The 12282-nt window shown below is 45.2% G+C and carries 6 protein-coding genes; 5 read left to right on the top strand and 1 reads right to left on the bottom strand.

Annotated elements, in window-relative coordinates; genetic code table 11:
* Window positions 1–120: 120 nt before the first annotated feature.
* Window positions 121–2787, bottom strand: coding sequence for an AAA family ATPase (locus QNN86_RS00805; protein WP_414210518.1), 2667 nt, complete (start codon window positions 2785–2787; stop codon window positions 121–123).
* Window positions 2788–3266: 479 nt separating this feature from the next.
* On the opposite strand from QNN86_RS00805, the gene QNN86_RS00800 reads away from it, so the two are divergent.
* The 5 genes from QNN86_RS00800 to QNN86_RS00780 all read left to right on the top strand — a co-directional run bounded on the left by QNN86_RS00800 (window position 3267) and on the right by QNN86_RS00780 (window position 12118).
* Window positions 3267–5549: a hypothetical protein gene (locus QNN86_RS00800; protein ID WP_414210517.1), complete on the top strand. Its 2283-nt coding sequence runs from the start codon at window positions 3267–3269 to the stop codon at window positions 5547–5549.
* A gap of 38 nt (window positions 5550–5587) precedes the next feature.
* Complete coding sequence (locus tag QNN86_RS00795) at window positions 5588–6814, top strand: hypothetical protein (protein ID WP_414210516.1); 1227 nt, start codon at window positions 5588–5590, stop codon at window positions 6812–6814.
* A 637-nt stretch (window positions 6815–7451) separates the two neighbouring features.
* Window positions 7452–8396, top strand: coding sequence for an ArdC family protein (locus QNN86_RS00790; protein WP_414210515.1), 945 nt, complete (start codon window positions 7452–7454; stop codon window positions 8394–8396).
* A 369-nt stretch (window positions 8397–8765) separates the two neighbouring features.
* Window positions 8766–10664, top strand: coding sequence for an SIR2 family NAD-dependent protein deacylase (locus tag QNN86_RS00785; RefSeq protein ID WP_414210514.1), 1899 nt, complete (start codon window positions 8766–8768; stop codon window positions 10662–10664).
* Window positions 10661–12118 (top strand): argonaute/piwi family protein, encoded by a 1458-nt coding sequence (locus QNN86_RS00780; protein ID WP_414210513.1) that lies wholly within the window; start codon window positions 10661–10663, stop codon window positions 12116–12118. The genes QNN86_RS00785 and QNN86_RS00780 overlap by 4 nt, the downstream gene beginning before the upstream one ends.
* The last annotated feature ends 164 nt before the right edge of the window (window positions 12119–12282 follow it).

The following is a 12282-nucleotide window of genomic DNA, read 5'->3' as shown; positions in this document are numbered from 1 at the left end:
AAAAAGTGTCCGAAATGATTAGACTATTACAGTTTTAGAGTCTGGCTCATTTCGCTGCATTACGCTTTGATCTACGTTAATTGACTTGTCCAGTCGAGACCAAATTAGCAGCAACGAGTGCTAGCGCCCGGCTCGCAGATCGAGTCGGTCAAGTTCTTCAAGAGTTTGGACAACGGACTCCACAAGTTCCCCATCAAAGTCATCGCGCTCGGCCTCCTCATGAGTGCCTTTGTTGAGATAGGTCCAGACAAGATTGTTAACGGGAATCCCCAAAATACGTCCATAAGCTGTAAGAAGCGGCTCTTTGTTCGCGTGATTAAAGGTTGGAGAATCTCGCAATTTCTTGACCAATGCTTCGCATAAGTTTCTCAATCCGGGCTCAGCACCGACGCCAGCGAGCATGAGGTTTAGCACACCAAGATCATGACTTCCAAGCCAGCGCCAAGTTTTCTCGCTCAGCATCTCCAAAGCTTGGCGTGACGCAGCCAACGCATCTCTGTCGTTCAGCGTTTCTCTTGCTGCTCTGGCCTTGGCGATGTAGTTCGCGCTAGATATGTTGCCAGTTACTCTCGGTTGATAGTTACCATCGTGATGTCTTAGTAGATAAACCTGGCATCCATTCCTACGCTGAGTAGGCAGGTGTTGCTGGATATCTTTTATAAACTCATTGCTATGGCAGGTGACGATCAATTGGGTGTTTATGAAGTGGTCACTTTCAAAAATAGCCTCTCGGATTCCACCTCTATGGTCATGGTCGATCGCATTGATGGCATCATCGAAGACGATAACTGGACAGCCGATGCTCTTCGCTTTGGTCATCAGGATTGCCAGTCCGAGACAGCGAATATGCCCCTCACTAAGAACATGGAGCGCATCGACGCGAACATCAGGATTGCCCTGAAAACTGATTTCGATCTTGCCATCATCGGTTAAAGGCAGATACAGCGCTGATAGCTTGTCTTCTTCGCGATCATTACGATTGAAAGCATTATAGAGATCTTTAGCTGCTTCGTTTAGGCCAGCCATTAACTGACCGGGAAGTTGATCTCTATAAGACCTCAATGTTTCAAGAAATCTGTCATAGGCAGCCTTGTATGGTGTATCGCGGACGATATCTAGTGCTTCCTGATCCGCTTGCGCGATCAACCCAGCATTTGTTTCATCGAAGGCTTTGATTCGGTTACGCGCAGCTTCAATATCCGCTTGCAGTTGTTGCCGTTTGAGGTCTTGCGCTTGGACCTTTAGTTGAAACTCATTGAGTCGCCGACGTTCGTCGATGTGCGGTTGTCGCTCTCTCTGAGCCTTCCGTGACGCATCGTCTTGAGCTACCATGCGATCTACAAAAGAGAGAATATCTTCAAGTGACGGCAATCCGTGCGAACTTGCGGGCAACTGGGGGTAGATATTTGTCCACCATCGTCCGACAGGCTCAGCAGGAAGTTGCAAAACCCAACGACCGATTGCTGTTTCCTCTTCTTGATGAGCAGTTACAAATGCGCAGAAGGAAGTTAGCATCTGCCGCAACGCGCGAGATGCCTGACCCAGTTTTACCTCAATAGTTTGCTGTTTGTCTTGAAGGGCACCCAGTTCTCCAAGCTGCACCAAGCCATCTGTTGCTTTCCTAAACGGATCTACGGCAACACGAGCATCACCTGTCAGTGGCGTATCGCAGGCGGGGCAACGATCTCCAATAGCCTTCTGCAGGGCGAGAACTGAGTTGTAAAGATTCTTGAAGGAAACCAGATCGCTTTTGGCACGAAGATCATTGATTACTGCATCAAGTTCTTCGGAGCATTGATGTGCCTCAGCAAAAGCGTCTTGTAGACCTTGACGTGTGATGCCAAGAATATTCGGTGGAATCGCCCCCAAAATGTCTTCAAGCTCTTGAAGACGACCTGGAGCTTCAGTAGTACCAATCAAGCCCTTGAGGGCTTGATATGTGAGTTCAACTGAGTACTCCTTTGCCAGATAAGACTCCTCTTCATCTAATATTTGCAGGGAGGCCGCGGCACCCTCAACGGCCAATCGATCTGCCGCCAACGCGTTACGGCGCAGTGACAAAGCATTTTGTTGTTCACTGATTAGAACAAGTTGTCCATCGATGCTTTCGTTGAAGTTTCTTACGAACTCATTGAACTGGTCCATACCAAATAGCGTAGCAATCAGTTCAGCGCGTTGGGCATTGGGTCGGGCAGCGATTCTTGAGAATGCATCAATTCGGTTTTTTTCAATAAAGCAGAAGCGATAGGTGTCGAGGTTGGCAACAACGTCAACCTCACGTCCTTGTTGATCTGTTGCCTTCAATACTGGGGGGGCGAATCTTTTATCGTGTATATTCGATAGGTACGTTCTCGCCGCAATGCGTTTGCTTCCGGCCTCTTCGACATCTCCAAGAAGGGCATATTCTAATCCTTCGCAAAGGCTGGTTTTCCCGCTACCATTTGGACCGTAGAATAGGATGATCTGCTTTGTTAGATCGAAAGGTTCAGGTGCACGGAATCCCCTAAATGGGCCGAGTGTCAGATGACGCAACCTGTTCCAAGACCAAACACCGGCGTTTGCTTCAGCTATGTCGGGTGGAGGCACCTCAGCTATGCTGCCAAGCTCACGCCGCATTAGACTGACGAGAAATGTGGAGCGCTGACTTCGCTGTCGTGAGGTTCCCGCCAATTCGTCAAAGTTAGCAAGGGCCAAAGTAGCCAAGCGGCGAACGTCACCCTGAACTTGCCTCTCAGGGTGGTATAGCCATCGAACAAAGCTTTCAAAATCCTGTCTCGCAGATGCCATGCCCATCTCCCTTTGAGTGACGCTATCTTTGATTAACTTATCGCAACGGACGTTCGTAGCTCAATATAAAATTCTATCAATCACTTAGATATTTATAATTATTTGACACAGTCTGGCACTTTATGCCTGTACTGAACAAAGGGAAGAGATCAATGCGGCACACATCAAACTACAGTCATCAAGCTATGATAAGCGCTGTGAAACACAGGCTACTACGTGAGATGAAGGCGTGTTGGACTATCGAGATAATCACAATTCTCGAAATTATCGGCAAAAGACCTACCGAACACTGGTTACGTCAACTATTAAACCTATTACTTAGACATTACGTCAGAAATGACAATTTTCATTGGCTACCACTAACAGCAGTTCTTGTTTGAGTAAACACTTATCTCACTCGCTTCTTGTAATCAATCCCTAGACATCCCCAACATGCACTTTAAAATAAGTATCTATTAAATCCGAAATTCTAAAAAACAATGCAATCAATCCAGTTCGACCTCCACAAACTTGGATGGAAAGCTTTCGAGGATCTCGTATCATGTATCTTGAAAGAGACCTTTGGGCAGACATTTCAAGTGTTCTCTGACGGCGTTGATGGCGGCCGCGATGGGGCTTTCTATGGCACCTGGTCTGGAACTGGTTTCGGCGATGACGTCAGCAGTAGTTTTACTACTCAATGTAAGCATTCCAGCAAACAAGATATGAAGCTTTCAAAGGGAGTTGTTAGTGATGAGCTTCCTAAGATTGCGCGGCTTGTGAGTAAAGGGCTGGCCGATGTATACCTTCTATTCACTAATTGTTCAGTTTCCGCAGAGACAGCCGCCTTGATGGAAGAGGACATACGGAAAGCTGGTGCAAAGTTCGCAAGGATTTACGGGGCCGAATGGATAAACCACAGCATATCCTCACACCCAAGTCTTAGGCGTATGGTACCCCGAATATATGGTCTTGGTGATCTTTCCCAGATAATTACAAATCAGGCATTCCGGCAAGCAAAAAGTGTTCTCGATTCGATTGCTCCAGATCTTGCATGCTTCGTCCCTACAGAGGCATACCGACGTTGTGCACATGCTCTCAGGGATCACGGATTCGTGATGCTTATAGGTGAGCCTGCAAGTGGTAAGACTATGATAGCTAATTTGTTAGCGCTTTCAGCGGCTGATGAGTGGGGGTTGCAAACGCTGATTTTAAGTTCGCCGGAAGATTTGGATAGGCAATGGAACCCAGACGATCCAGGACAATTTTTTTGGGTTGACGATGCATTTGGATCTAATCATTGCGACTTTAACCGAGTCCAGGAGTGGAATCAAAGGCTTCCTAAGTTGAAAGCTGCTATACATAAGGGAGCGCGAGTGGTTTTCACTTCGCGCAGCTATATCTTCCGTGCAGCCCAGAATCGCTTAAATACAAATAAATTCGAGTTATTCAAAGATAGCCGAGTCACAATTGAAGTTGAGAAACTCTCCGATCCTGAAAAAGCCATGATCCTGTACAATCACCTGAAGCTTGGTAAACAGACTAAAGCATTTCGAAGGGCAATGAAGAGTTTTCTACCGTCAGCAGTAACAGTGCCCAAATTTCTTCCGGAAATTGCCCGGAGGTTCGCCAATCCCCAGTTCACGAATAAGCTTGTGCCTAACGAAGTTGGGGTCGTTGATTTTTTCTCAAATCCCACGGGGATCATGGCAGACATTATTGGTGGGCTTGCACCCGCTGAAAGAGCGGCCTTAGCCCTCGTATTTGCTAATGGAGGGGAACTACCAATCCCACTGCGGTTAGAAAACCCTCAGACAACCAATATCATCACGTCCATGCAATCAAATCTTGGCGACGTAAAAGCTGCATTGTCAGCATTAGATGATTCACTCATCAGAATTAGCAAAACACAAGACGAGCACTACTGGAAATTCCGCCATCCAACCATTCGCGATGCTTTTGCAACTGATGTTTCGGATAATCCAGAACTCATCGATATATACCTTTCCGGAGTCACAAAGGAAAGATTAATCGAGGAAATCAGTTGTGGGGATATGGGGATTGAGGGGATAAAACTGGTTGTGCCACATAGTATGTTCAACAGCGTTCTGGACATCATCGATCCTAGTGGCAACAGAGCCTCTATCAGTAAGCCAATACTCTCATTTTTGGCAAGCAGGTGTTCACCTGAATTCTTGGGTCTTTATTTTTATAACAACAAAACAAAGGCTAATTTGCTTGATTTAATCAACTCTGCGAGAAGATACGATAATAGCCTCACAATATTGGGTAGGCTGAATGAAAATGGTCTACTCGGTGATGAGCTCAGAATAAAAGTACTCGACCGGCTGAGCGTTCTTGCCGCAATAAACTATTCAGATTGTTTCATCGATGCTGACTTTGTCGGAGTTTTACTCTCGCAAGAAGAGAATGCAGTCAGGCTTTCAGTCCAAAAAGTCGGGTTTTACTCTAACATGAATGAAATAATCCAAGATATAGAGGATTCTTGGGGTACAGATGATGATGTAGACGAAGCATTCTACGATGTCACACGCCTTTTGGAGCGATTTCGTGACGAGAACAATGAACTTTACTGTGCGGAATTTTATGATGAAGATGAATGGCAAAAATCTGAACAATTCATCCGTGAAATTGAAGCTAAGAAAGATAGGTTGAAGCAGAAGCAATCCGAGGCAGTGGATTACGAAGAATTAGAAACAGAAGAAGCCCAGAGTACAAATTTTTCTTCAGGGCGGAGTATTTTCGATGATGTTGATGAGTAAAATCTTAGCAGTATTGTTATTAATGATTGAGGCCTAAAATGGATTGGGAAATATTCAAACTCTCTCTTGCGCAGCGAGACCTTTCGGGGCTTGATTCAGAATTCACATTATCAACAAAGCGTTTAGTTTCACTTTTTAAAGCAGATGGGGCACATCTTAATAAATGGTGGGTTATGACCCCGGTAGAGTGGATTTGCCCCTGCTGCAGAAGGAGAAAAGCAGAAATAGTGAGGCTGAATAAAAATAATTTTTTAAGCTGTCAACTACATGAACATCATGACCATATGAAAGAGGTCGTAAAGTCCCTCTTTGAGGAATTCTCAACAAAGAAAAAAAACATTGTTGCGGATGCTCTCTCTGAACGATTTGCCATAAAGACAGCATTTTCTTTATCAGCCTATGACAATACGGTAATATGTTCTGACTGTAATAAAGCCGATGCTGATGCTAAGCGCTTAGTTAAATGCCATCGTTTTTTTTCATTTTCACCAACGGAGATATCGGAATTTATTCATGTTGCCAGTAATCGCGAACATAAAATAAATTTTGAGGCTGCCAAAAAAGTGTGGGAGAGGGTAGAGCCTGTATTTAATATTCGCATGGATATGGCTAGAAAATTTGCAACTATAGCTGCCGAAAAACAAGACTGGTACCAGCCATCAGAAAAAACTGCTAAACAGACAGAAACTTTAGCCAGGCATTTTTTTAGGGTTAATGGATTGTTAGAATTTGATCAGTATTGGCCTGAAAGTTTACTGTATAACACTGAGGTTTTTAAAGGAAAAACCAACTCTTGGAGGATGAAAAAAAGGTCTGTCGCTAAACGTGAGCCAACATTAAATGAGATTTCTCACCTTTCCTCTACTAGGGGGAAATATTGGAATAGATATGATGAGCGATGGGTGTGTCCTTGTTGTGAACGAGTTAAAATTGAGTGTGTCAGAGCTTCGAAGAAAAACCCTTGGGTACTTGAAATAAAGAAGGTTCCTCTATTCAACTCTGAGAAAAAAGCAGTGGATTATGAGAGCTCGCCAATGTGTGCAGATTGTATCGACTCAGTAATACACTTAGGTCGTGAGGCTTTAATCTTAGCTGGTTCAGATGCAGTTTTTCCAAGCTCGGTTATCACATTACAGGAGTTGTCTTCTATAATATTACCTCGGCCATACTCCAGACATGCTTTAAGGAATGATTTAATAGATAATATGTTGCCATCGATTATTGAGAGATGCTCTATGTTTTTTGGATATCCAAAAAACAGTTGAAATTAAACTGACGATTCTATTTCGATAATGGCTGGGAATGGATGGTTTTTATAAAAAACATCATTACATCTTAAAAAGTAAAATAGAAGCTGGAATTGTAAAGGAATTCTCTCCTTGCTCAGGGTTGAAATAAATTACATGTTTTTCATTTGTTTTCATTCATATTCAATAAGGAGCTGAAACTTCAGGTAATTACTTCTCGATGAAACTAAGGATTTTAAAATCGGCCCAGAGCTTATTGATTATTAAATTATAGGGTTAGTTTTTTTTAAAAATACTATTCATACATTTGCTATAGCTGCTACATGTAGCAGACCCTGTAAGAGTTAACACCCCTGCTTTTTATTTTCCTTTTAGACCTTATCCTCAAGTCAATCAAGCCACTACAAATCTCTAGCCTTAACCTCTTTCACCACTGCAAACCAAGGGGCGCTACGCCCGCCTATGCAGGGGCAGTTTTTTCTCCCCAGTGATTTCCGTTCCCGTATCAGCTTCCGGCTAATCGTTTCCCAACACAACCCGTCCCGCAAGGGTAAATGGCACGCATGCTGCGCCCTTGCGTGCCGGAGCGATGCCGGGAAAGCGAACCGTCAGGCGATACGAAGACGAAAATCACACCACTGACGGAGAAAAAACCATGACGATTTCCCTGCATATCCAGACTAGCGCCCCTAACACCGCAGCGGCGACCAGCGTATCCCCGCTGGAGCAGTCAGGCTCCTCAAAAACGAAATTTTCTCAAACCAGAACAGATATTTATCAGACCGTCACCGACAACATCATTGCAGCACTTGAAGCCGGTGTAAAACCCTGGTCCTGCCCATGGCAACGAGTACCGGGCATGTCTGGGTTGCCTTCCAACTTCGCAACCGGTATCTCGTATAGCGGAATGAATATCATGTTGTTGTGGTGCAGTGCGTCAGAACAGGGCTTCGGTGATTCACGTTGGATGACCTACAAACAGGCGCAGGCAGTTGGTGGGCAGGTTCGCAAAGGCGAGCACGGCACGACAGCCATTTTCTATACAACCTTAGAGAAGGAAAACGAAGACGGCGAAATCGACCAGATCCCTATGCTGAAAACCTTCAATGTGTTCAATCTTGAACAAATTGATGGCTTTCCGCTGACAACTAAAACAGTCAGCCCAGAAGCAACCTTTGACCCATTGCCGGAGGCTGAAAATCTGTTCCGGAAGAGTAGCGCGGACATCATCGAAAAAGGACAAAATGCCTTTTTCAGACCGTCTACCGATGAAGTCTGGTTGCCGGAGCGTAGTCTTTTCGCTGATGCCGCCAATTTCTACGCTACTGGCCTGCATGAGCTGGTACACTGGAGCGGCGCAAAAAGCCGTCTGAACCGTGAAATGAAAGGGAAGTTTGGCAGTGAAGGTTATGCGTTTGAAGAATTGATCGCCGAGCTGGGAAGTGCGTTCCTGATGGCGGATCTGGGGATTGTCGGAGAGGTTCAGCATGAAAGCTATATCGCTTCCTGGCTGAAAGCACTGAAGAACGATAAACGCTATATCTTCAAAGCCGCCAGCGCAGCATCGAAAGCGCATCGTTATCTGATGGATAAACTCTGAGGCCAGAGCTGGATAACCGCAAGGGAATGCGGTTATAAGGTTTTAACGGCAGCGTTGCGAGGCACAGATTGAGGCTGGACGCAGCATAGCGAGTATTGAACAGTACGCCCCGCGCATTGGAAAACAATGTGGAAAACAATATTGTCAATGCTAATCATACTATACTGACATGTGTTAAATCGGGTGCACTTACTTCATTGGGTCAAATCAACTTTGATGTCGGGCAATGGCAGTCGCAGCTGATACTAATTTTAAAGCATGTTAACCCGCCGGGAGTATGTCATTTTGGATAAGGCTTGAAATATAAGCCATTACGTATTAATTGAGGTAGCATGTAACAGATTCTAAGCAAAGTTGAATCTGCGATCGTTGGAAATCATTAAATTACCTGACGAGGATATTTTGTTGATTAAGATATTCACAGGACCACAGTTTGCAAATACCTTCTGCTTGAGGCCTGAACAATTTACCTGGTTTCTCGGTGCTGGGGCTTCGGCGTCAGCAGGTATTCCAACCGGTTACTCGATGATTTTAGACTTCAAAAAACGTTTGTTCTGTCAGTTGACCAAAATCAGCTTACGTGAAGTAGATTCCAATGATCCGTTGTGGCAACAGAGAATTGATATGTTCTTCAGTAAGCGTTCGGAATTACCTGCGCCAAACGATCCCACTGAATATGCAAAAGCCTTCGAGGCTGTGTACCCGACAGCAGAAGGTCGACGTATCTATATAGAAAAGGCGGTCACGATGGGTACACCATCGTATGCTCACCGAGCGCTCGCCTCGCTACTGACTACTCGTCGTATTCCATGTGTCTTTACAACCAATTTTGACCAATTGGTCGAAATTGCAACCACATTGACTGATCAGTTAGTTCCAACTACTGAGCGTGCGAACCTAACAACTGCTGCAATTGATAATGCAGAACGTGCAGAACGTTGTTTACGCGAATCAAACTGGCCATTTCTGGCTAAACTGCATGGTGATTTCCAGTCGGTTGAGTTGAAGAATACAACAGGTGAGCTTAGAGAGCAGGATGTTCGAATGCGTCGTGTTTTTGGCACTGTCTGCGCTCGTTTTGGATTAGTGATTGTGGGCTATAGTGGCCGAGACGAATCGATTATGGCAGTGCTAAATGAGGTATTAGAACAACCAAATGCCTTTCCTGGAGGTATCTACTGGGTTACCCCTTCTACCCATTCCGTTCTACCTGCTGTTAGCGAATTACTTGATAAAGCTATTCAGAAAGGAGTAACGGCAGCGATTGTCGAATCTCCTACGTTCGATGAGTTAGCCGGATATATCATCGATGAAATAAGTTTGCCGCCATCTTTATTTCAGCATGTTCAGATGGTTCGTGCGGCTCAGGTTTTAGCAGAGATACCACTTCCTGTACAGGAACAACGCAACTTCCCTGTGTTGCAATGCTCTGCACTACCAATCCTCTCTATGCCGCAGCAAGCCCGTCGTATTGAAATCAATACTGCTATAACGACGGTTCGTGCTCGAGAACTGATTCGCGACGCGAAAATAAAGGCTATTGTAGCTAGTATTGGTAGCGAAATTGTCGCCTTTGGTCACGATGCAGAACTACTTAGCGCATTCTCATCAGTTGGAGGACGGCTTGCAGGCACCGTCGATCTTCAACCCGAAAATGACAGTTGGGCTTTGGGCCTGCTGTACGATGCTTTGGTTTGGGCTATTTGCAGAGGTAGGCCGTTGTTACCACGTTTGCGGCGTAGAGGTCATGCAATTATAGTGGCAAATGGCTCTTCCAGAGACAAACCAGAACATGTTACATCGCGTAAAAAGAAGTTATCTTCTCTTCGACAAGCATATTTAGCACCATTGACAGGGAAAGTGGATGGGTACGGCTATCCGTTCAACGAAGGAGTGCAGATTCGATTGGATTATATGGCAGAGCGTTGGTGGTGTGTATTCGAACCTTTTACTTGCGTTGAATTACCTCGCCTAGAGCGTGGTGGAGAATCTAGCCCTGGTGACAACGTTTCATCATTTGTCCATGGGGCAAATCCCTCAATCGATTGGCAAAGGGAACGGTGGGCTGGTCGACGAAATAAGGAATGGTCACGCATTATTGCTGGATGGGCACAATTTTTGCCTGGAAGTAACGGTGGCCTCATTAAAGCTATCGGTTTTAAAGATGATTCTGGATCAAGTTTGGACGCAGAATTTCAGCTGTCTTCCATTACAGCATGGGGGCGGCCAAGCCATGAGCATGATTATTTCCAACGGAGCGGGCGATGAATATTCGGTATGATACGTCGAAACTTCCACCTTTTTCTTTATTAGAAGAACCTCTCCTTACTTTTAATCCAGAAGATACGTTACTAGACGTGAACCCCTTGCGGGGGATTGTTCAAAACGGTGCTTACAGCAGTTCAATTTTTCCAACCTACACTCCAGAACTTAGGATAGCGACGATAGGGCCTGTTAGTAGATGGAAAAACCTGCGTAATTTGGTCGATACGTTGCGATCAAACCACGCTCCAACTGATCGAAAGCAGTATGTGCCAGGATTTCGTGGCTTTGAAAACACATTTAATATTCCGCTGGTCGCAGCTAAAATTAGTGAAGTACACATCAAATTACCGGATGACCTTGGATCTTTAGGGGCGGAAGGTCCACCACATATCCGTCTATTAAATGCGTTGCGGACAGGAATACAATGCCTAGCATTAGCACGCGATCACTTTGATGTGGTATTAGTGCATCTTCCAGATGATTGGCAGAGCGCATTTCGTGCTCCCGGTTTTGATGTACACGATACACTTAAGGCAATTGGTGCGGGCTATAGTATTCCGACTCAGGTTATCAATGACCGAGTATTTTCGTTTGGGTATAAAGCATCGCTAGCGTGGCGTTTGTCAATTGCACTTTATGTAAAGGCTGGAGGAATACCCTGGAAGTTAGCGCCATTAGAAGGCGTGCCAGAAAACACTGCGTATATCGGATTAGCCTATGCACTGAGGGGTAACCCAAAAGATGCTCGTTATGTGACTTGTTGCTCGCAGGTTTTTGATGCCGATGGGGGCGGTATGCAGTTTGTTGCTTTCGAAGCTCGGGATCCTGTCAGGGACATTGAAGATGCGCGTCGAAACCCCTTCCTTAGCCGAAATGACATGAGGGCTGTGCTAGCTCGGAGCTTGGCGCTCTATCAAAGCCGTAATGGTGGTTTGCTTCCCCGTCGTTTGGTCATTCATAAAACAACATCATTTAAATCAGAAGAATTGGACGGAGCCTTGGACGCGCTTTCCGCTATTCGTGAAGTTGAGTGTGTGGAAGTATCTAGTAATTCTGGATGGCGTGGTGTGTGGTTACAAGAAAACCTGAATCCAGCATCTCAAAAGAGAAGTGAGCCTGATGGTTATCCTGTACCAAGAGGCACTATCCTACAGCGTTCGGGAAATGCGGCTTTAGTTTGGGTTGCAGGAAATGCTCCTCGTGCCGCATCTCGTGGAGACTATTACCAGGGGGGTAAAAGTATTCCGCGTCCACTCAATATTGTAAGGTATGCTGGTTTGGGTCCAATGGAATTAACTGCATTTGAAGCTCTTGCTTTGACAAAAATGGACTGGAATAACGATGCCTTGTATGACCCCGTTCCTGTTACTATTCGGTATTCCCAACGTTTGGCAAAAACCATCGCTAACGTCCCTACGTTACCAGGAAATGCATATGCTTATCGATTGTTTATGTAGATTAATGGCTGCCTAGGATGACTAAATCAAGACCTGCATATAGGTCTGAGGATGCTAATTGTGTACCCACGCGACTTAGTTCTTCGTTGAAGATTGAAGAGTTTTTTGAGTTGGCTAGCTGGAACGAACAAGGTTTAACTTGGCCCTGCGGTTCAATTCGAGTC

It is taken from the genome of Citrobacter sp. C348 (assembly GCF_047467975.1).
In the GTDB taxonomy this organism is placed as follows: domain Bacteria; phylum Pseudomonadota; class Gammaproteobacteria; order Enterobacterales; family Enterobacteriaceae; genus Citrobacter; species Citrobacter gillenii.
Note: the sequence above shows the minus strand (reverse complement) of the source record. Positions and strands in the feature narration are given on the sequence as shown.